Here is a 20,958-nt window from a genome sequence, read left to right on the forward strand (position 1 = left end):
GCGCCCCAGGGCGCGGTTTTTTATTGCCAGAAGCGTTGGGTGCGAGGTGTTCGATGATCTCGTGTGTTGATGGGCCATGGTTCGCGAGCAAGCTCGCTCCTACAGGCTGTGGCGGTCGAGTTCCTCGTAGGAGCGAGCTTGCTCGCGAACCCCAGCCGGGGAAGCCATCGCGGACAGAGTCCGCTCCTACAAGAAACGCTCGGCTGTGCGAGGGGATTTGACATTGCCGTAGCGCGCTTCCTTCGACGGCGAGTAGCCATAGAACGACGTGTAGCACTTGCTGAAATGACTGGGCGAGACGAAGCCGCAGGCCAGGCCCACTTCGTACATCGGCAGGCTGGAATGCTGCAGCAGGCGGCGGCTTTCGGTGATGCGCAGCTCCAGGTAATAGCGCACCGGGGTGGTGCCCAATTGCTCCTGGAACAGTCGTTCGATCTGCCGCTTGGAGCGCCCGACGTAGCTCGACAGCTGATCCTGGCTCAGCGGCTCCTCGATGTTCGCGCTCATCAGGTTGATCGCCTCGCGCAGCGGCTCGCTGAGCTTCTCGTGCAGCGCCGGACGGGTGCGGCGGAAGCGCGATTCCTCGAAGGCGAGGATGTCGACGATGGCGTCCACCAGTGCGCGGCCATGACGCGCGTTGATCCATTCCAGCACCAGGTTGAAGGCGCCGGTGGGACTGGCGGCAGTGAGGCGGTCGCGGTCGACCTGGTAGCTTTCGCTGGTGACCTCGCTATGCCGGGCGATCTCCGCCAGCGCCGCGCGGTTCTCCGGATGGATGGCGCAACGGTAACCGTCCAGCAGGCCAGCCTGGCCGAGGAACCAGGCGCCGTTCCACAGGCCGGCGAGGGCGATGCCCCTGTCCGCGGCCATCTGCAGCAGGCGCGTCAGTTCGGGAATTGCGCGCAGCGGGGTGCGCAGGCCGCCGCAGAGCACCAGTAGGTCGAGCTCGGCGAGTTGCGTCGAGGCCAGCGTGTCGCCGGGGCAGATCACCAGGCCGAGGTCACTGGTGACGGATTCGCCGTCGAGGCTGAAGGTCTGCGTGGTGAAGGTCTGTGCGCGGATCAGGTTGGCGGTGACCAGCGTATCCAGCGCCTGGGTGAAGGCGGGCAGGGAGAAGTGTTCGAGCAGCAGGAAGCCCACCCGCGCAAGGCGGTCGGGCTCCCGGGGCTCGGCGTCGAGGTAGCGCAGGTTGCGGCCCTGCATGGCCCCACTGAACTGGCGGCGTTCGACCAATCGGCACCTCGTCTGCGTGGGTTGTCGGTCTGGCTCAGCCGCGCACGGCGCGTCGGCCGATGCTTGATCGAGCGTGCGCCGTGCTGCGCCGGCTGGTCTGGCTGAGCAGGATGATGATGACCGTCAGGGCCAGGGTCGAACTCACCTCGATGCGGTGCGTCGGCATGATGAACATCACCGCGAGGATGAAGCTGATGATCCCGATCACCAGCCAGGTCAGCCAGGGGAACAGCCACATGCGAAATACCAGTTGGTGGTTGCGCCGCCGCAGGATGCCGCGCATGCGCAACTGCGACACGGCGATGGCCAGGTAGACCAGCAGGGCAATGGAGCCGGAGCTGGCCAGCAGGAATTCGAACAGCCGCCCGGGTGCAAAGAAGTTGAGCAGGGTGGTGAACATGCCGATCAGCGTGCTGGCGATTACCGCCGCGCGCGGCACGCCGGCGGCGGAGGTGCGCTGGATGAAGGCCGGCGCGTCATGGCGGCGGCTCAGCGAATAGATCATCCGCGAGGCGATGTACACCGAGGAGTTCAGGCAACTGGCCACGGCGACCAGCACCACCAGGTCCATCAGCAGTTGCGCGTTGGGGATGTGCAGCAGTTCCAGGGTGCGCTGGTAGGAGCCGATCTCCACCAGGCGCGGGTCGTTCCACGGCACCACCGAGATGATCACCAGGATCGACAGCAGGTAGAACACGCTGATGCGCCAGATCACCGAGCGCGTGGCCTTGGCGATGTTGCGGCTGGGGTCGCTGGATTCGGCGGCGGCGATGGTTACTGCCTCGGTGCCGATGAAGCTGAACAGGGTGGTGATCAGTGCGCTGAAAATCGCCGTCCAGCCGTTGGGCATGAAGCCGCCGTGCTCGCCCATCAGCCTGTGCAGGCCGCTCACCTCGCGGCCTGGCAGCAGGCCCAGCAGCGCCGCCGCGCCGAGGCCGATGAAGGCGACGATGGCAACCACCTTGAGCATGGCGAACCAGAACTCGAACTCGCCGTACTTGGCCACGCTGAACAGGTTGGTGGCGGTGAGCAGCAGGGTCATCGACAGGGCGAATACCCAGGTCTCGACCTGCGGGAACCAGTTGTTGAGGATGACACCGGCGGCGATGGCTTCGATGGGAATCACCAGTACCCAGAACCACCAGTACAACCAGCCGATGGTGAAGCCGGCCCAGCGACCGATGGCCTGGTCGGCGTAGGCGGAGAAGGAACCGGTGTCGGGGCTGGCGACGGCCATTTCGCCGAGCATGCGCATCACCAGTACCACCAGCAGTCCGGAGAGGGCGTAGGCGACGATGGCGGCGGGGCCGGCGGCGGCAATCGCATGGCCGGAGCCGACGAACAAGCCGGCGCCGATGATGCCCGCGATGGAAAGCATGGTTACGTGGCGGGGCTTGAAGCCCTGCACCAGGTCGCCATGGGCGCCTTTTGCACTGGGAGCACTCATCTGTCGGCCTTTTCTTGAAATTGTTATGCAGGACGCGCTGACGCGCAGCTTCCCCGCCGCCGTGGCACCTGCAGTCGGGGCCGGGCAGTCGGCGTGGCGGCAATACGCTTAACGCGGGGCTCAAGCTAAGGCAGTAGGGGGGCGGCGAGTTGCTCGAAATCGCCGTGGGCATGACCAAAAACGACATGGGCGGCGGCCGCGATACTGGCCAGGAGCCGCTCTGCGGCGCTGCCGCTGTGTGCGGAGGCCCGCCGCTGCGAGCGGCGGGCAGACGCTCAGCGCTCGGTGGCGGGCAAGCTGGCGAGGAGTTTTTCCAGCAGGCCGGCGAGCTGCTCCTGCTCGCTGGCGCTCAGCCCGGAGAGCACCCGGCGCTGGTTGTCGGCGTGGGCGCCGACGGCCTGGTCGATCAGCGCGAGACCGGCTTCACTCAGGCCGACCAGCGAGCCGCGACCGTCCTCGGGATTGGGCATGCGCTGCACCAGGCCCTGTTTTTCCAGGCGGTCGAGGCGGTTGGTCATGCTGCCCGAGGAAATCATCGCGGCCTCGTAGAGCACAGTGGGTGTGAGGCGAAAGGGCGCCCCGCTGCGGCGCAGGGTGGCGAGCACGTCGAACTCGCCGGGCTGCAGGCCGAACTCGGCGAACAGCGGGTTGAGGTGGTCGCGGGCGATCAGTTGCGCGGCTTCACCGAGGCGGCCGAGCACCAGCATGCCATCGGTATCCAGCTCGGGCAGTTGCTGGCGCCATTGCTCGATGGCGAACGCGGCTCTGTCCATAGGGCTTCCTTTTTATCTTGATGTCGAGATACATTGAATTTGTCTTGATGTAGAGATATTCGCCTGCGCCGTCTTTTTGATCAAGCGCTGGCGCCCCACTGGAAGGATGTTTGCCATGTCTCGAAGCGTTTCCCTTGCCGCCTGCCTGCTGGCCGTTGCGCTGGCCGGTCTCAACCTGCGCCCGGCGCTGGCTTCCATCGGCCCGCTGCTGGATGCGTTGCAGGCTTCTACGCATCTCTCCGACAGCCTGGCCAGCCTGCTCACCAGCCTGCCGGTACTGCTGATGGGCCTGGGCGCACTGGGCGCCGCGCAGTTGCTGCGCCACCTGGGGGTGCGCCGTGGCGTTGCATTCGGGCTGTTGCTGATCGTCCTGGCCTGCACGCTGCGGCTGCTGCCGGGCCAATTCGGATTGCTGGGTGGCGCGGTGCTCGCAGGGCTGGGCATCGCCGCCTGCCAGGCGTTGCTGCCAGTGTTCATCCGCCAGCGTTTCGGCGCGCGGGTGGGTGGGGCGATGGGGGCCTATTCCACGGCGATCATGGGCGGCGCGGTGCTGGCCAGCGTGGCATCGCCGTGGCTGGCGAAAGCCTGGGGCGAATTACCCGCGCTGGCGTTCTGGGCCGTGCCTGCTGCGCTGGCATTGCCGCTGTGGGTGCGCACCGCGAGGGACGCGGCGCCCGTCAGTGCGGCTGCGCCGGTCTTTTCCAGCATCGCCCGGCGCGGAGCCTGGCTGGCGCTATTCTTCGGGCTTGGCACTGGCGCCTACGTACTGGTGCTCGCCTGGCTGCCGCCGTACTACACCGCACTCGGCTGGACGCCGGCCCAGGCCGGTGCGCTGCTCGGTGGCCTGACCCTGACCGAAGTGCTTGCCGGCCTGTTGGTCTCGGCGTTCATCGACCGCCTGCCAGACCGCCGCCCGGCGCTGATCTTGGCCATTGCCCTGCTGCTCGGCGGCCTGATCGTGCTGGTGATGTGGCCGGAGCAACGGGTGCTGTTGGCGATGGTCGGGCTCGGCCTGGGCATCGGCGCGCTGTTCCCGCTGTCGCTGATCGTCGCCATGGACCGCGCCCGCAGTCCCGCCGAAGCCGGCGCGCTGGTGGGCTTCGTACAGGGCGTGGGCTACCTGATCGCCGCGCTGTTTCCGCTGCTGGCGGGGGTGGCGCGGCAGTCCATGGCCAGCCTGGCACCGGCCTGGATCGGCATGGCGCTGGTGTGCCTGGTAATGCTCGTCCTGGCCAGCCGTTTCGCGCCGCAGCGCCCGGTTGCCGATCAGGCGCAGGCCTGCATGAGTCCATGGCGGCTTCATTCGGGTCTAGGCTGAGTACTTTCGTCCGCCCCAGGTGATCCCGCCATGTCCCTCGTCCTGTTCGGCCACCCGTTTTCCTCGTACACGCAGAAGGTGCTGATCGCCCTCTACGAGAATGCCACGCCCTTCGAGTTCCGCGGCCTCGGCCCGGACGAGCCGGAGAATGGCGCGCACTGGCTGCGGCTGTGGCCGCTGGCGAAGTTTCCGGTGCTGCTGGACGGCGAGCACAGCGTCGCCGAGACCAGCATTGTCATCGAATACCTGCACCTGAAGCACCCCGGCCCGGTACGCCTGTTGCCGGATGACCCGCTGAAGGCGCTGGATGTGCGCTTCCTCGACCGTTTCTTCGATTGGCACGTGATGACGCCGGTGCAGCATGCCGTGCTGGGCGCCATGAGCGGCGAGGCGAGCAAGCGTGCCGAGGGCCTGGCCCACGCGGTGAGCAAGCTCGAGTTGGCCTACGCCTGGCTGGAAGAGCAGCTCGCCGGGCGTACCTGGGCGGCGGGGGACAGCTTCAGCCTCGCCGACTGCGCCGCCGCACCGTCGCTGTTCTACGCCGACTGGACGCATCCCATCGGCGACCAGTACCCGACGCTGCGCGCCTACCGTTCGCGCCTGCTGGCGCGGCCATCCTTCGCCCGCGCGGTGGAGGAAGCGCGACCGCTCAGGGATTTGTTCCCGCTGGGGGCGCCGGATCGGGATTGAGCTTCTCCAACGCCGGGCCGCCTGCTCTTGTAGGAGCGAGCTTGCTCGCGAACAGATTGACCGGCGACTTGGGTGCTGGGCGGTTCGCGAGCAAGCTCGCTCCTACAAAGGGCATCATGCCTGCCGCTGGCCGCCGGCAAAAAAATCCCCCGGCCACTGCCGTGGCCGAGGGATGCAAGACCCGCGCAGGGGATGCGTGGGCGAGGTAGACGGTATTGCTTTCGTAGGAGCGGACTCCGTCCGCGATCGTTTCCCTGCGACTCCGAGCGTGGGCGTGGCACATCGCGGACAGAGTCCGCTCCTACGCGGTCCTCAATAGCTGGCGTTGAGCAACCGGTCGCTTACAGGCGGATCAGCACCGACTTCAGCTCGGTGTAGTGCTCGATGGCGGCGGCGCCCATCTCGCGGCCGAGGCCGGACATCTTGTAGCCGCCGAAGGGTAGCGCCGGGTCCAGCGCGCTGTGGCAGTTGACCCGCACCGAGCCGGACTTGATGCGCGGCACCATGCGGTGCACCGCCGCCAGGTCGTTGGACCAGACGCTGGCGCCGAGGCCGTAGGGGCTGTCGTTGGCCAGGCGCAGGGCGTCCTCGATGTCGTCGAAGGGCATGGCCACCAGCACCGGGCCGAAGATCTCTTCCTGTACCAGCGGGTTCTTCTGGTCGACGTCGACGATCACCGTCGGCTTGACGAAGTAGCCGGGGCCGAACTGCTCGCCGCCGCAGGCGATGGTGGCGCCCTTGTCGCGGCCCAGTTCGATGTAGTCGAACACGCGCTTCTGCTGCTTGGCGGAGATCAGCGGGCCCATGTCGATGCTCGGGTCGAGGCCGTTGCCCAGCTTCATGCCATTGGCGATGCCGGCGATGTCGGCCACCACGTTGTCGAAGTGCTTGCGCTGCACATACAGGCGCGAGCCGGCGCAGCACACCTGACCCTGGTTGAAGAAGATCGCCTGGGCGGCGCCGGCCGCGGCAGTGGCGAGGTCGGCGTCGGCCATGACGATGGTCGGCGACTTGCCGCCCAGCTCCAGGGTCACGCGGGTCATGTTGTCCATCGCCGCCTTGCCGATCTGCTTGCCCACCGGGGTCGAGCCGGTGAAGGTCAGCTTGTCCACCAGCGGGTGGTGGGAGAGGGCGGCGCCTGCGGTGATGCCGCTGCCGGTGACGACGTTGAACACGCCGGCCGGGTAGCCCGCTTCGAGGACGAGTTCCGCCAGTTTCAGCGCGGACAGCGGCGTTTCATCGGCGGGCTTGAGCACCACCGAGCAACCGGTGGCCAGCGCCGGGCCGAGCTTCCAGCAAGCCAGCAGCAGCGGGAAGTTCCAGGCGACGATGGCGCCGACCACACCCACGGCTTCGCGGCGGATGTAGCCGTGGAAGTCGCCGTCGGGCATCAGCGGCATCGACACGTCCACGGTGCTGCCTTCGATCTTGGTGGCGTAGCCGGCCATGTAGCGCAGGAAGTCGATGGCCAGTTGCACGTCCATCACACGGGCGACGGCGGCGCTCTTGCCGTTGTTCAGGCACTCGAGTTCGGCCAGCAGGTCGGCGTCGCGCTCCATCAGGTCGGCGAGCTTCCACAGCAGGTTCTGTCGTTCGCGCGGACGGGTGCGGCTCCAGGCGGAATCGTCGAAGGCCTGGCGCGCGGCGCGCACGGCGTGGTCGACGTCATCGGGGGTGGCGGCCGGCACCTGGCAGAGCACCTCGCCAGTGGCCGGGTTGCGCAGGTCCATCAGGGCGCCGTCGCTGGCGGAGGTCCAATCGGCGCCGATGAGCATCTTCGGCGCGCGCTGCAGGAAGGCGCGGGATTCGGGCTTGATGGGCAGGGAAGCGAGCATTGCGGTGGCCTCTTGTTGTCTGTTCCTGGAACGTTGAGGCGGAGCATCGCAACGGCTGTGCCAAGGCTGGTTTGTATTTTTAACTTATTGAAATATAACGATTTAATAGATTGATGGGCGGCGCAGAAGAGAAGCCGCTGTCGCACATTGCGACAGCGGCTGAGACGGCGGATGGGTGTTTGCGGAACTGGCTCCGGAGCTGGTCGTCCCCTCTCCCTGACAGGAGAGGGGACTGTTTGGCAGGTACTGAACGTTCACCGCTCGCTGGCGACTGAGTCGTGGGCGAGCACCGCTGGCTCGGGTTGCACGGAACCCCCTCTCCCGTCAGGGAGAGGGGTTCTCCGGCGTGGCCCGCCCCATCAGTTCGTGATATCCCGGTCCTTGGTTTCCGGCAGGAAGAAGATGCCGAGGATCGCCGTCATCACCGCAATGACAATGGGATACCAGAGCCCGTAGTAGATATCCCCGGTAGCCGCCACCATGGCGAAGGCGACGGTGGGCAGGAAGCCGCCGAACCAGCCGTTGCCGATGTGGTAGGGCAGCGACATGGAGGTATAGCGGATGCGCGTCGGGAACAGCTCCACCAGCCACGCGGCAATCGGCCCGTAGACCATGGTCACGTAGATCACCAGCACGGTCAGCAGCACCAGCATCATCAGGTGGTTGATCTTCGCCGGGTCGGCCTTCTCCGGGTAGCCGGCTTCCTTGAGCGACGCGGCGAGCTGCGCGGTGAAGACTTCGGACTGCACCTTGAAGTCCGCCGCGGGCATGCCGGCGCCTTCGAAGCTGGCGATGATCTTGTCGCCGATGTGCACCTGAGCCACCGCACCGCTTTCAGCCTTGATGTTCTCGTAGGGAATCGCCCGCTTCGCCAGCAGGCTCTTGGCCATGTCGCAGGAGCTGACGAATTTGGCCTTGCCCACCGGGTCGAATTGGAAGGCGCAGGCATTCGGGTCGGCGACCACCGTCACCGGGTTCTTCTCCTGGGCGGCGAACACGTCCGGGTTACCGAACTGGGTCAGCCCGTGGAAGATCGGGAAGTAGGTCAGCGCCGCGAGGATGCAGCCGGTCATGATGATCTTCTTGCGGCCGATGCGGTCGGACAGGCTGCCGAAGAACACGAAGAACGGCGTGCCCAGCAGCAGCGAGCCGGCAATCAGCAGGTTGGCGGTCTGCGGGTCGATCTTCAGTGTCTGCAGCAGGAAGAACAACGCGTAGAACTGCCCGGTGTACCAGACCACGGCCTGGCCGGCGGTGCCGCCGAGCAGCGACATGATCACCACCTTGAGGTTCTCCCAGCGACCGAAGGACTCGGTCAGCGGCGCCTTGGAGGCCTTGCCTTCTTCCTTCATCTTCATGAACACCGGCGACTCGGCGAGTTGCAGGCGGATGTAAACCGAGATGATCAGCAGCAGGATCGACAGCAGGAACGGAATCCGCCAGCCCCAGGCTTCGAACGCCTCGGTGCCGAGCACGGTGCGGCAGGCCATGATCACCAGCAGCGAGAGGAACAGGCCGAGGGTCGCGGTGGTCTGGATCCACGAGGTGAAGAAGCCCCGCTTGCCCTTGGGCGCGTGCTCGGCTACGTAGGTCGCCGCGCCGCCGTACTCGCCGCCCAGCGCCAGGCCCTGGAGCAGGCGCAGGGTGATGAGGATGATCGGCGCAGCGACGCCGATGGTGGAGTAGGCCGGGAGCAGGCCGACCACGGCGGTGGACACGCCCATGATGACGATGGTGATGAGGAAGGTGTGCTTGCGCCCGATCATGTCGCCCAGGCGGCCGAACACGATGGCGCCGAAGGGCCGTACCGCGAAGCCGGCGGCGAAGGCCAGCAGGGCGAAGATGAAGGCGGTGGTTTCGTTGACCCCGGCGAAGAAGTGCTTGGCGATGATCGCCGCCAGGGAGCCGTAGAGGTAGAAGTCGTACCACTCGAAAACGGTGCCCAGGGAGGAGGCAAAGATGACCTTGCGCTCCTCCTTTGTCACTCCGGTGGAAGGCGCGTTGCCCGCGGACGGGCTGTATGTCTGTGCCATGTTCGTCTCCGTCTTGTTGTTGTGTTGGGCCGGAGTCCCTCAATACCGTTACCGCACTCGAGCCCAGGGCTGATGTCAGGTCGTACGGATTGCGCGAAGCTTGAATACAGGCAGCCCTGCGGCACGTCGCAAGGTCAATGAGAAGCATAATCGGCCTGCCGCGGATATCCACTGGCCATCACCGGCAAAGCCCCGGCTGGCGCGGATTGGCACCTGTTCTGGACAAGCGGTGGGAGGTGACGTGTCTGGCTGGCGCCTTTTTCGGGGGCGGTATTCGATGATGGCTTTCTGCCGTTAGACCATCGTCTATAACGGGTGGAGCTGTCTCAGGCTGCTACAGCTGTCGCGATCTGCCACGCCGCATTGCCCATCGCGTGAGCGCAGCCTGCTGTTTCACAAGGATTTTCCCCCCTGGCACGCAACGTGAAGAGCGCTGGGTTTCGCCAAGCGCCGCGTCGACGCTGCACAAGGAGGCCTGGCTTGAAGAGGATGCATCTGTCGTTGCCGTGGATGGCGGGGTTGCTTGCCGCCGCGTTGAGCTGCCTTTTGCTGTGGTTGCTGCCCGGCATGGGCAACGCTTTGCTCTGGGGGCTGGCGGGCCTGATTGCCCTTGGCGCCATCCGCCATGAATGGCGAGGGCTGGCTTGGCCGATTGCCGTCGGTGCGCTCTGCGGCGCCTGCCTGGCGCTGGCGTTGCACCTGGTGGCCGATCACTTCCAGTTGCGTTATGCGTGGCTCTACAGCGCCGCGGCGCTGCCGGCCTACCTGAAGTTTTCCAACCTCTGGGGTGGCGACGAAGGCACGGTGCTGCTGCTGGCGACCTTCTGCATGGCGATCGCCCTGAAGAGTGCTGCGCTGCGCGGTTGGGCGGGGCGCGGCATGGCGCTGATCGCTGCCTGGTATGCCGCCACCGCCGCCTGGCTCGGGCCGTTCAGTGCGACGCCGGGGGACTGGCTGGCGGCGCAGCCGAGCCAGGGCATGAATGCGCACCTGCAGACCTTCTGGATGTCGCTGCATGCGCCGCTGATTCTCTGTGCCTACGCCTGGGTACTGGCGCCGGCCGGTGCCGCGCTCGAAGCGCTGGGGCGGGGCGGGCACGCCTACGCCTGGGTGATGCCGCGCTACAGCCGTCGTGCCTGGTTGATCCTCAGTGCCGGTATCGGCGTCGGCATGGCCTGGGCCATGGAGGACTTCACCTACGGTCAGCTGTGGCACTGGGACCCGGTGCAGACCTCGGCCTTCATCATCTGGGCGCTGCTCGGCGCGGTCCTGCACGGTGCCCGCCGCTGGCGCGCGGACGGCGCCTACGCACGCCTGCTGCCGGCGCTCAGCCTGCTGGCGGCGGCCATGGCCTGCGGTGCCATGGCGGTGACTCGCAGCACGGTGCTGGCCAGTTCGCACCGCTACATCGGCACCACGTCCTGGCTCAGCCACCTGGCATTGGCGGCAATCCTGCTGGCCCTTGCGGCGTTCCACCTGCTGGCCGGATGGCGATCCCGCAAGCGGGCAGGGCGGCGCGGAGCCTCGGACTGGACGCTGGACGTGGCCATCTACCTGTTCGCCGGCACCGGCCTGCTGGCCCTGGGCGCGCTGCTCCAGGCGCACCTCTACGAATGGCTGGGGATGGAGCGGCCGAGCGAGCTGAAACCCTTCTTCGAGACGCTGACCGCCTGGGCCACCACCGCCGAGATGGACAGCCTGCGCCGCGCCTTCGACCAGTGGGACGTCAACGGCTACGGCCTGGCGCACTGGGTGGTGCCGCTGCTGGCGGCCCTCGGCCTGATGGGCGGCTACAGCTTCCTGCGCCGTTGCGGGCGGCCCCGGCTGGCGCTGCTGGCAAGCGCCCTGATGGCCGCCCTGATGCTCTGGACCGGCTGGCGCGGCGGCTGGCTGAGCGGTGGCTACAACGGCGACGGCATGCTTTCGCAGAACATCGTGCGGGTGCTGCCCTGGCTGGACGCGGCGCTGCTGGGGGGCGCCTTCCTGATGGGCAGTTGCCTGCTGTGGGGCGTGCAGAGCCTGTGGCGCAGTCGGCGCCTGGGCAACCTGCGCTACAGCGGTGGGCTGGCGCTGGTGCACGGCGGCGCGGTGATTGCGCTGGTGGGCGGGTTGGCTGCCACCGCGCTGAACAGCTACCAGCAGATCAGCATCCCGCCGGGTACTTCCTTCGAGCAGTGGCACGCGGTGATCGGCGGCATGCAGATGCGCGTCTCGCCGGACTCCAGCCGCCCGGATTTCTCCGGTTACCACGCGGTGGCCAAGGTCGAGCTGCGCGACGGCGAACAGACACTTGCCGGCCACGCGCTGTTCCAGGACAGCCGCGGCAACCCGCCGGCCTACCAGGGCCCGGTTCGCCAACTCTGCGAAATCCTCGACTACCACTACGCACGCTTCGCCTCGGACCGCGGCTACGTGCTGCATCCCTTCATCGTCCGTGGCTGGAGTGGCGACCTGCAGATCTGGGTGCCGGCTTCCGCAAGGCTGCTCAAGCAACCCGGTGACGACATCGAGAGCGTGGTGGTGGTCCGTCGCTTCCCGTTCCTCTCGCTGGTCTGGATCGGCCTGCTCACCATGCTGTTCGGCGCCCTGATGCTGCCGGCGGGCGGCACTTTGCGCAGGCAGGACCATACTGCTTCGCAGGGTGTCTCACAGGCCCTGTCTCAGAGTTAGACAGCAATCGCGAAATGTGACGTCGCAACCCCGGTGCCACCCGCCGGGCGTGCCGGCAAGTACCGCCGAAAGCCTGATTCGGCGGGGTTTGCACAGTAGTGGCACACAACCTGCAAAACCGCTTTGAAGAGCTCGCTCTTAGCCCATCGGTGGGCGCCAATAACCAACAAGAATACCGAGGAGGCCTGACCTTGAAGATGACACGACTTCGGCACTATCTGGGTGCCGGAACCCTGGCCGCACTGGCTCTTGCGCTGCACCAGACGGCCCAGGCCGCACCCGAGGGCCAGGCGATCATCAACGCCAAGTGCCAGGCGTGCCACACGCCCGAAGGCAACAACTCCCTCAGCCGCATCAGCCACCAGCGCAAGACTCCCGAAGGCTGGCTGATGAGCATCGGCCGCATGCAGGTGATGTACGGCCTGAAGATCACCGACGAAGAGCGTCGGGCGGTGGTCAAGTTCCTCGCCGACAAGCAGGGCCTGGCACCCAGCGAGACCGATGGCGTGCGCTACGCCCTGGAACGCCGGCTGAACACCGTCGAGACCTTCGATACCAACTTCGAGCAGATGTGTGCCCGCTGCCACTCGGCCGCGCGCATCGCCCTGCAGCGTCGCCCGGCGGCGGAATGGGAGAAGCTGGTGAACTTCCACCTCGGCCGCTGGCCGTCGCTGGAGTACCAGGCACTGGCCCGCGACCGCGACTGGTTCGACCTGGCGAAGAAAGAGATGGTCCCGGAGCTGGCCAAGCGCTTCCCGCTGGAAGACAAGGCCTGGAGCGACTGGCAGAAGAACCGGCCGAAGGCCGAGGCGCTGGCCGGCGAGTGGAGCTTCGCCGGGCACATGCCGGGCAAGGGCGACGTCGCTGGCAGCATGAAGGTCAGCAAGGACGGCGACGACGCGTTCAAGGTCAGTGTGAAAGGCCAGTACGCCGACGGTACGCCGTTCAACGGTGACGGCAGCGCGGTCCTGTACAACGGTTACGAATGGCGCGGCGCGGTGAAGGTTGGTGACGTCACCATGCGCCAGGTGTTCGCCGCCCTGAACGGCCAGATGCAGGGCCGCATGTTCGACAAGGCCCACGATGAGCGCGGCCTGGACTTCGTCGCCGCGCAGAACGGCACCAGCCGCGTGCTGGGCGTGCAGCCGGCCTACCTGAAGGCCGGTGCCGAGACCGAGGTCAGCGTCATCGGCAGCGGCCTGAAAGGCAAGCCGTCGTTCGGCCCGGGCGTCGAGGTGGTGTCGGTGGTTTCCGAGACTCCCGAACGCGTGACCGTCAAGGTCAAGGCTGCCGACTCCGCTGCCGTCGGCGAGCGCGATGTTGCCGTGGGCAGCGCCAAGGGCGGCAGCCTCGCGGTGTACAAGGACATCGCCGAAGTGAAGGTGGTGCCGGAGTTCTCCATCTCCCGCATCGGCGGCAATGGCGGCTCGACGCCCAAGGTCCAGGGCAGCTTCGACGCCGAGGCCTGGGGCAAGGGCGCCGACGGCAAGCCGTTCCGCATCGGCGTGTTCCCCGCGCAGTGGTCGGTGGAGCCGTTCGACGACCGCGCCAAGGAGGACGAGGACGTGAAGTTCGCCGGGGTGATGGACGCCGACAGCGGCATCTTCACGCCGGGCGACGCCGGCCCGAACCCGGCGCGCAAGATGATGACCAACAACGCCGGCAACCTGAAGGTGATTGCCGCGGTGGACGACGCCGGCCAGTCGCACAAGGGCGAAGGGCACATGATCGTCACCGTGCAGCGTTGGAACAACCCGCCGATTCCGTAAGCAGCGGATCGGATGAACTGAACGCGTGAGTCCCGCCTTCGGGCGGGCACATTCCAAGAGTTCCGGGAGGTCGCCATGGGCGCCATCTTGAATCTGGTCGAACGCAACCTGCACGAAGTGCAGGTCGACGCCGACCGCCTGTTGTTCCATATCCCCAGCTCCTCGCTGTTCGCCAGCGACGCGCTGACCGGCGGGATCATCGACGCGCTGCGCGGGCATGCCTGCTCGCCGGACGAGCTGACCCAACGCCTGGCCGGGCGCTTCGGCGCCGAGGAAATCGACGAGACCCTGCGCGAGCTGATCGCGCTGGAACTGGTCAGCGACGGCTCGCCGCTGACCCCTGAAATCGGCATCAAGAAGGTTGACCGCACCGCGCTCAACACTGTGGTGCTGAACGTCAACACCGGCTGCAACCTGAGCTGCACCTACTGCTACAAGGAAGACCTGGACAAGCCCTCCGCCGGCAAGAAGATGGGGGCGGAAACCGCCGAGGCCTCGGTGGAAATGCTGATCCAGGAATCCCCCGACGAGCAGCGCTATACCGTGGTGTTCTTCGGCGGCGAACCGCTGTCCAACCGCCCGCTGATCGAGCACATGGTCGCGTACTGCGAGCGCCGTTTCGGCGAACTGGGCAAGACGGTGGACTTCGTCATGACCACCAACGCCACGCTGCTCACCGAGGAAATCGTCGACTGGCTCAACGCCCATCGCTTCGGGCTGTCCATCAGCATCGACGGGCCGAAGACGGTGCACGACCGCAACCGCATCACCGTGGGCGGGCAGGGCACCTATGACGTGGTGCGGCGCAAGGCCGACATGCTGCTGTCGCGCTACACCGCGCGGCCGGTCGGCGCGCGGGTGACGCTGACCACCGGCGTCACCGATGTCGAGACCATCTGGAACCACCTGTTCAACGAGATGGGTTTTGCCGAAGTCGGTTTCGCCCCGGTCACCTCGGGCGATATCAGCAGCTACAACCTCACCGGGGACGAGCTGAAGGCGGTCTTCGCCGGCATGAAGGCCCTCGGCCGGCGCTACCTGGACGAGGCGCTGCAAGGGCGCAACATCGGCTTCTCCAACCTGCACCAGCTGATCACCGACATCCACGAAGGGCAGAAGAAGGCCCTGCCGTGCGGCGCCGGGCTGAAGATGCTGGCGGTGGACCACAAGGGCGAGCTGAACCTGTGCCACCGCTTCACCGGCTCCTCGCTGCCGACCTTCGGCAACGTGCATGAAGGGGTGAAGCAGGCCGAGCTGAACGAGTTCCTCTCCCAGCGCCTGGATCGTACCGACACCGGCTGCGCCAGCTGCCATATCCGCAACCTCTGCTCCGGCGGCTGCTACCACGAGAGCTATGCGCGCTACGGCGACCCGGCGCACCCCACCTACCACTACTGCGAACTGATGAGGGACTGGGTCGATTTCGGCATCGAGGTCTACAGCCGGATCATGGCTTCCAACCCCAGCTTCATCGACCGCCACATCACTCCGCGGAAGGCGCACTGACATGAAACATCTGAAAGCGATCAACACCAAAGCACAGAAGCTCGAACAGGCCGCCGCCGAGGATCGCATCGAGGACGTGGTGGCGATGAACTCCGTGGCCGGCTGCGCGGCCACCACCGACCCGGGCTGGGAAGTCGACGTGTTCGGCGGCGTGTCCTCGCTCTGCCAGCCGATGGAAGCGGACCTCTACGGCTGCTCCGACCCTTGCTGGTGGCCGGCCCAGGTGCCGGACATGATGAGCACCTACCCCGACTGGAACAAGGATGCGCAGGCCTCGGCCGAGAACTGGCGCAACCTCGGCACCGTATTCCCGGACGACAAATGACCGGACTGACGAATATCGGCCCAAAGAGCATGGACCAGAAGAACAAGAGGAAAACCTGCATGTCCAGAAAAGCATTCGCCGCCGCGCTCGGCGGCCTCTCGCTGGCCTGCGCGCTGCAAGCCGTCGCCGCCGATGCCGGCGCCGACACCGGCAAAGCGCTGGAAAGTGGCCACGAGTACCTGATCAGCACCAACTACCCGAACAACCTGCACGTCATCGACATGCAGACCGACAAGCTCTACAAGACCTGCACCATCCCCGGCGCCTATGGCCCGGGCATGACCCAGCTGTCGCCGGACCGCAAGGTTGCCTACATCCTCAGCAACCACTATGCGGACATCTATGGCATCCAGCTCGATGACTGCAAACCGGTGTTCCACGCCACCATCGCGCAGAAGCCGGGCGAGAACGCGCGGGCGATGTTCTCCATGACCGTCAGCCACGACGGCAAGGAGATCTACGCCATCGCCAACCCGACGCTGATCCTCTCCGAACACTACGAAGTGCAGCAGCCGCGCCTGCAGGTCTACTCGGTGGCCGACGGCATGGGCGCCAAGCCGGTGCGCACCTTCCCGGCGCCGCGCCAGCTGACCATCATGCAGAGCGGCGACGACGGCACCCTCTACGTGGCGGGCCCGGACATCTACAAGGTGGACGTGAAGACCGGCAAGTTCGACGTGATCATCCCCAGCCGCAACTGGAAGCGCCCCAACTACGCGCCGCCAGATGTGCTCTACGTGTGGAACCAGCAGACCTACCCGCGTGACTTCTCGCTGCTCTACACCACGGCGAAGTTCAAGGATGCCAAGCAGGACATGGCCACGGCCGATTTCCTTTACGGCTTCTTCAATATCGACCTGGCCACCGGCAAGACCGAGACCGTCGATTTCGGCCCGGTCACCGAGGTGTACTTCAGCGGCATCCGCTCGGCCAAGGACCGCAACGTCATCTACGGCGTGCTGAACCGCCTGGCCAAGTACGACATCAAGGAGCAGAAGCTGGTCAAGGCGGCGAACCTGGACCACTCCTACTACTGCCTGTCGACCAACAAGGCCGGCAACAAGCTGTACCTGACCGGCACCCTGAACGACGTGGCGATCTACGATGCCGACAGCCTGGAGCGCATCGGCGATCTGAAGCTGCCCGGCGGCGACATGGCGATCACCACCAGCCAGGCCTTCGTGGCCAACTGATTCACCTTGCTGTAGCGGACTGCCCGGAGCACTTGCGTGCTCCGGGCAGTTTCGTTTCCGGCCCGCAATCCCGGCTCAGATTTCCGGGGCGGGCCTCAGGTACCGCTGCGCCCCGCAGCGCGCACAGCGCTGGCACAGCATCGGCACATGGCCGACCTCGGTCAGATTCCCTTCATCCCAAACACAGCCCAGGAAAAAGCAGCGCAATCGCATGTGTCCTCCTCCGGCAACGCCGGTGTTGAGACAGGCAGAAAGGTGCAGGTGTGGGTCCCGGCTTGTTCTTGTGTGGAGACGCCCGAGAGGTTCTCGCGAGCGCTCTGGAATGGGCAACCTAAACCGCCCAATGGCCTTCATGGCCCGTGCGGTGCGGTCTGCCGCCACGCCGGTTACCACTCGTCACCCTCAGGGAATGGACCTTGACAGTTAATATTATGAGCATAATATTCACCTTCAGATGACGGCCATAATCTTAATCAGGTCGGACATTCCAGACGGCCAACCGGCCCTACCCACCTTGCATGCGGGGCAACCGCCTCACTGGAGACAGAACCATGAATGGCAAATCCGAACTGGGCCGCGCACTGATCACCGGTGCTTCCTCCGGCATCGGCGCCACCTACGCCCAGCGCTTCGCCGCGCAGGGCTATGACCTGCTGCTGGTGGCCCGCGACCAGCAACGCCTGGAAGCCCTGGCCGCGCGGCTGGGCGAGGAGTACGGGGTTTCCGTGGATGTGCTCAAGGCCGACCTGACCCGCCGCGAAGACCGTGCCCGCGTCGAAGCGCGCCTGGCTGAGGACAGCAGCATCAGCCTGCTGCTGAACAACGCCGGCGTGGCGATCAACGGCACCCTGCTGGAGACTGACCTGGACCGCCTGGAAAGCATGATCGAGCTGAACGTGATCGCCACCGCGCGCCTGGCCGGCGCTGCCGCCAAGGCCTTCGCCGGTCGCGGGCGCGGCACCATCATCAATGTGGCCTCGGTGCTGGCCCTGGCGCCGGAACTGTTCAACGGCAGCTACAGCGCCACCAAGGCCTTCGTGCTCAACCTGAGCCAATCCATGCAGCAGGAACTGGCGCCGCAGGGCCTGCGTATCCAGGCCGTGCTGCCGGGCGCCACCCGCACCGAAATCTGGGACCGCGCCGGCACCGATATCTCCGCATTGCCGGCAGAAATGCTGATGGACGTGAACCACATGGTCGATGCCGCGCTGGCCGGCCTGGCCCAGGGCGAAGTAGTGACCCTGCCGGCGCTGCCGGATGCGGGCGAATTCGAAGCCTTCACCGCCGCGCGCCTGAAGATGACGCCGAACCTCTCGCGCAGCGCGCCGGCGCAGCGCTACGGAGTTGCAGTGGGCTAACCGAGTAACTGAGTGGCGAAAAGCTTGCCCCGGCCTTGCGCCGGGGCTTTTTTATGCGCGCGAGATAGCTCGCTCCTACAGGTGCCTGATTCCCCGGCGCAAAGCTGTTACACGTAGGAAGGGTGGGGCGCAGGGGCGTAGGGCGAATAACCTGGAACAGGTTATCCGCCGGCCCTTTAACGGCGGATAACGCTGGCGCGTTATCGCCCTACAAAAGCGCCATTCGCACCTGCTGTGGGAGATTCACTCCGCCGCGCCAATCTCCCGCTTGAGGTGCCGCCGCGTGCTCTCCAGGATGCGCTCGGCCAGCTCGGTGTCCGCCACGCTGCGCGACAGCACCAGCGCGCCGATCAGGGTGGCGAGGAGGGCGACGCTTTCATCCTCGGCATGTTCGCTGGGCAGCGCCTGCTCGATGGCTTCGATGCGCGCCTGGACGATGGCGTCCGTGGTGGCGCTGGCATGTCCGCGAGCACCCAGTTCGGCGGAGATGGTCGGCAACGGGCAGCCCTTGCCGGGTGTGTTGCGGTGGCCGGTGGAGAGGTACTGGTCGATGAAGCCGGGCAGCGGGTCGTCCTTGGCGAACTGCTGGTCGACCACCGGGCGCAGTTGCTCGGCGGCCTGCTGCAGGGCGATTTCCACCAGCTCGTCCTTGGACTTGAAGTGCGCGTAAAAGCCGCCGTGGGTCAGGCCCAGCGCCTTCATCAGCGTCTGCAGGCCGGTGGCGTCGACGCCTTCGCTGCGGAAGCGCTGCGCCGCCTCGTTGATGATGCGTTCGCGGGTCTGGGCCTTGTGGTCTTCGGAGTAACGCATGACCGGGTGTCTCCTGCGGTGCATGGAATGCTGGGTGACATTCTAACGCAGGGTGAGCGCAGGGAGGTGATTCAGGGCAGACAGGTCATGCGCTGAAGGCAATCGCGGACGGAGTCCGCTCCTACGGGACTCAGCCTCGGGTAGGAGCGGACTCCGTCCGCGATGTTTTCGCACCGCTCGAAAACTCTCCTTGCAGGAGCGGGCTCTCAGCTCAGCGAACAGCCTCCAGCAACGTCGCCACACCTTGCCCGCCACCAATGCACTGGGTGGCAATGGCAAAACGCCCGCCGGTTTCCTTCAGCAGCGCCGCCGCCTTGCCGGTGATGCGCGCGCCGGTGGCGCCCAGCGGGTGGCCGATGGCCAAAGCGCCGCCGTGCAGGTTGACCCGGTCGATATCCAGTTCCAGGCCGCGCAGGCAAGCCAGGGCCTGGCTGGAGAAGGCTTCGTTGATTTCCACCAGGTCGATGTCGGCCATGCGCAGACCCGCGCGGTCGAGCAGCTTGCGGGTGGCGTAGAGCGGGCCCATGCCCATGATTTCCGGCGGGCAGCCAACCACGGCGACGGCTTTCACCCGCGCCAGGATGTCCAGCCCATGGGCACGGGCGAAGTCTTCGCTGCACACCAGCACGGCCGCTGCGCCATCGGTGAGCGGCGAGGCGGTGCCGGCGGTGACGCTGCCGCCGAACGCCGGTTTGAGCTGCGCCAATGCTTCCAGATTGGTGCCGGGGCGGATGCAGCCGTCCTCGTTGACCACTCCGTTTGGCGTGTTGATGGGCACGATTTCCGCCGCCAGCAGCCCTTGTTCACGGGCGCGGGCCGCCTTGGCATGGGAATCCACCGCCATGGCTTCCTGGTCCGCGCGCGAGATGCCGAAGCGCTCGGCGACGATTTCCGCGGTCTGCCCCATGGGCATATAGGCCTGGGGGAATTCGGCCAGCAGCCGCGGGTTGGGCGACAGGTTGAAACCACCCATGGGCACGCGGGTCATGGATTCCACGCCAGCGCAGATGAATGCCTCGCCGGCGCCGAGCTGGATCTGCCCGGCGGCAAAATGAATGGAGGTCATGGATGAGCCGCAGAAGCGGTTCACCGTGGCGCCGGCCACCGTTTCCGGCAGCCCGGCGAGGAAGCTGGTGATGCGCGCGATATTCATGCCCTGTTCGGCCTCGGGATAGGCGCAGCCCATGATCAGGTCCTCGATCAGGCTGGCATCCAGGCCGCTGCGTTGTACCAGTGCCTTGACGGTCTGCGCGGCGAGGTCGTCCGGTCGTACGTCGATCAGCGCGCCCTTTTTGGCGAAGTGGAACGGGGAGCGGGCATAACCCGCGATCACTACGGAAGTCATGGTCGGTCTCCTGAACAGCTGTCAGCGCCCAAGGATCAGGCAGGTGGTGGAACCGGTGGCGTAGAGCTTGCCGTCGACGTCGTAGAGACGGCCTTCGGCCAGGGCGGTGGAGCGGCCGACGTGCACGATCGTGCCCTCGGCGCGGATCGGCCCGGTGTCGCGGGTCAGCGCGCGGATGTAGCTGATGCGCAGGTCGGTGGTGGTGTAGCCCAGGCCCGCTTCGAGCATGGTGTGCACCGCGCAGCCCATGGCCGAGTCCAGCAGCGTCGCCGCGTAACCGCCGTGCACGGTGCCCAGCGGGTTGTAGTGGCGCATGTCCGGGGTGCCCTGGAAGACGAAGCGGCCCTGGCTCCATTCCAGCGGGACGAAGCCGATCAGCGCGTTGATCGGCGGGGCGGGCAGTTCACCGGCGCCGATGCCGTCGAAGAACTCCTGGGGTGTCTTGCCACGCAGTTCCTGCAGGGCAATCACGCCGGGCTCGGCCAGGCGCTGGCGCATCTGCGCGGCCGCCGCTTCCCAGGCGGCAATCTTCTGTTCACGGGTCAGTGTCAGTTCGGTCATCGCGGGCTCCAGCACTTCGAGTAAATATTACGGTCATCATACTATCATTGAATGATGATCGGCATATAAGTGACGAAAGCGCCATCCAGCAG

At 66.2% G+C, this 20,958-nt stretch carries 17 protein-coding genes; 8 read left to right on the forward strand and 9 right to left on the reverse strand.

Annotated features, from left to right (window positions below; genetic code table 11):
• Positions 1-186: 186 nt before the first annotated feature.
• From N5C91_RS14195 to N5C91_RS14205, 3 genes are all read right to left on the reverse strand, one after another.
• Positions 187-1,203: a GlxA family transcriptional regulator gene (locus tag N5C91_RS14195; protein ID WP_279830191.1), complete on the reverse strand. Its 1,017-nt coding sequence runs from the start codon at positions 1,201-1,203 to the stop codon at positions 187-189.
• Positions 1,204-1,267: 64 nt separating this feature from the next.
• Positions 1,268-2,680: a GABA permease gene (gene gabP / locus N5C91_RS14200; RefSeq protein WP_236175827.1), complete on the reverse strand. Its 1,413-nt coding sequence runs from the start codon at positions 2,678-2,680 to the stop codon at positions 1,268-1,270.
• A 275-nt stretch (positions 2,681-2,955) separates the two neighbouring features.
• Positions 2,956-3,453, reverse strand: coding sequence for a MarR family transcriptional regulator (locus N5C91_RS14205; RefSeq protein ID WP_279830181.1), 498 nt, complete (start codon positions 3,451-3,453; stop codon positions 2,956-2,958).
• 115 nt (positions 3,454-3,568) lie between these two features.
• Between N5C91_RS14205 and N5C91_RS14210 the strand changes: the two genes are divergently transcribed.
• Positions 3,569-4,771, forward strand: coding sequence for an MFS transporter (locus tag N5C91_RS14210; protein ID WP_279830182.1), 1,203 nt, complete (start codon positions 3,569-3,571; stop codon positions 4,769-4,771).
• Between the two features lie 30 nt (positions 4,772-4,801).
• A complete protein-coding gene (locus N5C91_RS14215) occupies positions 4,802-5,461 on the forward strand; it encodes a glutathione S-transferase family protein (RefSeq protein WP_236174591.1) in 660 nt (219 codons plus the stop codon).
• A gap of 341 nt (positions 5,462-5,802) precedes the next feature.
• Here N5C91_RS14215 and N5C91_RS14220 read toward each other — a convergent pair whose 3' ends face one another.
• On the reverse strand, positions 5,803-7,296 hold the full coding sequence (locus tag N5C91_RS14220; RefSeq protein WP_279830183.1) for an aldehyde dehydrogenase family protein: 1,494 nt from the start codon (positions 7,294-7,296) through the stop codon (positions 5,803-5,805).
• Positions 7,297-7,655: 359 nt separating this feature from the next.
• Complete coding sequence (locus tag N5C91_RS14225) at positions 7,656-9,329, reverse strand: MFS transporter (protein WP_236174593.1); 1,674 nt, start codon at positions 9,327-9,329, stop codon at positions 7,656-7,658.
• Positions 9,330-9,818: 489 nt separating this feature from the next.
• Between N5C91_RS14225 and ccsA the strand changes: the two genes are divergently transcribed.
• From ccsA to peaD, 5 genes are all read left to right on the forward strand, one after another.
• Entirely contained in the window at positions 9,819-11,999 is a 2,181-nt protein-coding gene (gene ccsA / locus N5C91_RS14230; RefSeq protein WP_279830192.1) for a cytochrome c biogenesis protein CcsA, read from the forward strand.
• A 197-nt stretch (positions 12,000-12,196) separates the two neighbouring features.
• Positions 12,197-13,768 carry a quinohemoprotein amine dehydrogenase subunit alpha gene (gene peaA / locus N5C91_RS14235; RefSeq protein WP_236200000.1) on the forward strand — a complete coding sequence of 524 codons (1,572 nt, stop codon included), beginning with the start codon at positions 12,197-12,199 and terminating at the stop codon, positions 13,766-13,768.
• A gap of 75 nt (positions 13,769-13,843) precedes the next feature.
• The gene (peaB, locus tag N5C91_RS14240; RefSeq protein WP_236174595.1) at positions 13,844-15,274 is read left to right on the forward strand and encodes a quinohemoprotein amine dehydrogenase maturation protein; all 1,431 of its coding nucleotides are present in this window, start codon (positions 13,844-13,846) and stop codon (positions 15,272-15,274) included.
• A gap of 1 nt (position 15,275) precedes the next feature.
• Positions 15,276-15,599, forward strand: coding sequence for a quinohemoprotein amine dehydrogenase subunit gamma (gene qhpC, locus N5C91_RS14245; RefSeq protein WP_015477047.1), 324 nt, complete (start codon positions 15,276-15,278; stop codon positions 15,597-15,599).
• Positions 15,600-15,658: 59 nt separating this feature from the next.
• On the forward strand, positions 15,659-16,792 hold the full coding sequence (gene peaD / locus N5C91_RS14250) for a quinohemoprotein amine dehydrogenase subunit beta (RefSeq protein ID WP_082450592.1): 1,134 nt from the start codon (positions 15,659-15,661) through the stop codon (positions 16,790-16,792).
• A 75-nt stretch (positions 16,793-16,867) separates the two neighbouring features.
• Here peaD and N5C91_RS14255 read toward each other — a convergent pair whose 3' ends face one another.
• Complete coding sequence (locus tag N5C91_RS14255) at positions 16,868-17,005, reverse strand: PSPA7_2676 family Cys-rich small protein (RefSeq protein ID WP_279830184.1); 138 nt, start codon at positions 17,003-17,005, stop codon at positions 16,868-16,870.
• Positions 17,006-17,343: 338 nt separating this feature from the next.
• Here N5C91_RS14255 and N5C91_RS14260 point away from each other — a divergent pair, with 338 nt between their 5' ends.
• Positions 17,344-18,150 carry an SDR family oxidoreductase gene (locus N5C91_RS14260; RefSeq protein ID WP_279830185.1) on the forward strand — a complete coding sequence of 269 codons (807 nt, stop codon included), beginning with the start codon at positions 17,344-17,346 and terminating at the stop codon, positions 18,148-18,150.
• A gap of 243 nt (positions 18,151-18,393) precedes the next feature.
• Here N5C91_RS14260 and N5C91_RS14265 read toward each other — a convergent pair whose 3' ends face one another.
• The 3 genes from N5C91_RS14265 to N5C91_RS14275 form a co-directional block, all read right to left on the reverse strand.
• On the reverse strand, positions 18,394-18,960 hold the full coding sequence (locus N5C91_RS14265; RefSeq protein WP_279830186.1) for a TetR/AcrR family transcriptional regulator: 567 nt from the start codon (positions 18,958-18,960) through the stop codon (positions 18,394-18,396).
• A gap of 211 nt (positions 18,961-19,171) precedes the next feature.
• On the reverse strand, positions 19,172-20,305 hold the full coding sequence (locus N5C91_RS14270) for a thiolase family protein (RefSeq protein WP_279830187.1): 1,134 nt from the start codon (positions 20,303-20,305) through the stop codon (positions 19,172-19,174).
• Between the two features lie 21 nt (positions 20,306-20,326).
• Positions 20,327-20,803, reverse strand: coding sequence for a PaaI family thioesterase (locus N5C91_RS14275; protein ID WP_236174677.1), 477 nt, complete (start codon positions 20,801-20,803; stop codon positions 20,327-20,329).
• Positions 20,804-20,958 lie beyond the last annotated feature (155 nt).

The sequence above is a fragment of the Pseudomonas sp. GD03903 genome (assembly GCF_029840045.1).
GTDB lineage: Bacteria > Pseudomonadota > Gammaproteobacteria > Pseudomonadales > Pseudomonadaceae > Pseudomonas > Pseudomonas pseudonitroreducens.

Excerpts from the sequence above, each read along its gene's own strand:
- N5C91_RS14275 (WP_236174677.1), bottom strand. The coding sequence starts at position 20,803 with ATGCGCCAGCGCCTGGCCGAGCCCGGCGTGATTGCCCTGCAGGAACTG.
- N5C91_RS14210 (WP_279830182.1), top strand. The coding sequence starts at position 3,569 with ATGTCTCGAAGCGTTTCCCTTGCCGCCTGCCTGCTGGCCGTTGCGCTG.
- N5C91_RS14260 (WP_279830185.1), top strand. The coding sequence starts at position 17,344 with ATGAATGGCAAATCCGAACTGGGCCGCGCACTGATCACCGGTGCTTCC.
- peaD (WP_082450592.1), top strand. The coding sequence starts at position 15,659 with ATGTCCAGAAAAGCATTCGCCGCCGCGCTCGGCGGCCTCTCGCTGGCC.
- N5C91_RS14265 (WP_279830186.1), bottom strand. The coding sequence starts at position 18,960 with ATGCGTTACTCCGAAGACCACAAGGCCCAGACCCGCGAACGCATCATC.
- gabP (WP_236175827.1), bottom strand. The coding sequence starts at position 2,680 with ATGAGTGCTCCCAGTGCAAAAGGCGCCCATGGCGACCTGGTGCAGGGC.
- N5C91_RS14255 (WP_279830184.1), bottom strand. The coding sequence starts at position 17,005 with ATGCGATTGCGCTGCTTTTTCCTGGGCTGTGTTTGGGATGAAGGGAAT.
- N5C91_RS14220 (WP_279830183.1), bottom strand. The coding sequence starts at position 7,296 with ATGCTCGCTTCCCTGCCCATCAAGCCCGAATCCCGCGCCTTCCTGCAG.
- N5C91_RS14225 (WP_236174593.1), bottom strand. The coding sequence starts at position 9,329 with ATGGCACAGACATACAGCCCGTCCGCGGGCAACGCGCCTTCCACCGGA.
- peaB (WP_236174595.1), top strand. The coding sequence starts at position 13,844 with ATGGGCGCCATCTTGAATCTGGTCGAACGCAACCTGCACGAAGTGCAG.
- N5C91_RS14215 (WP_236174591.1), top strand. The coding sequence starts at position 4,802 with ATGTCCCTCGTCCTGTTCGGCCACCCGTTTTCCTCGTACACGCAGAAG.
- N5C91_RS14205 (WP_279830181.1), bottom strand. The coding sequence starts at position 3,453 with ATGGACAGAGCCGCGTTCGCCATCGAGCAATGGCGCCAGCAACTGCCC.
- qhpC (WP_015477047.1), top strand. The coding sequence starts at position 15,276 with ATGAAACATCTGAAAGCGATCAACACCAAAGCACAGAAGCTCGAACAG.
- ccsA (WP_279830192.1), top strand. The coding sequence starts at position 9,819 with ATGCATCTGTCGTTGCCGTGGATGGCGGGGTTGCTTGCCGCCGCGTTG.
- N5C91_RS14195 (WP_279830191.1), bottom strand. The coding sequence starts at position 1,203 with ATGCAGGGCCGCAACCTGCGCTACCTCGACGCCGAGCCCCGGGAGCCC.
- N5C91_RS14270 (WP_279830187.1), bottom strand. The coding sequence starts at position 20,305 with ATGACTTCCGTAGTGATCGCGGGTTATGCCCGCTCCCCGTTCCACTTC.
- peaA (WP_236200000.1), top strand. The coding sequence starts at position 12,197 with ATGACACGACTTCGGCACTATCTGGGTGCCGGAACCCTGGCCGCACTG.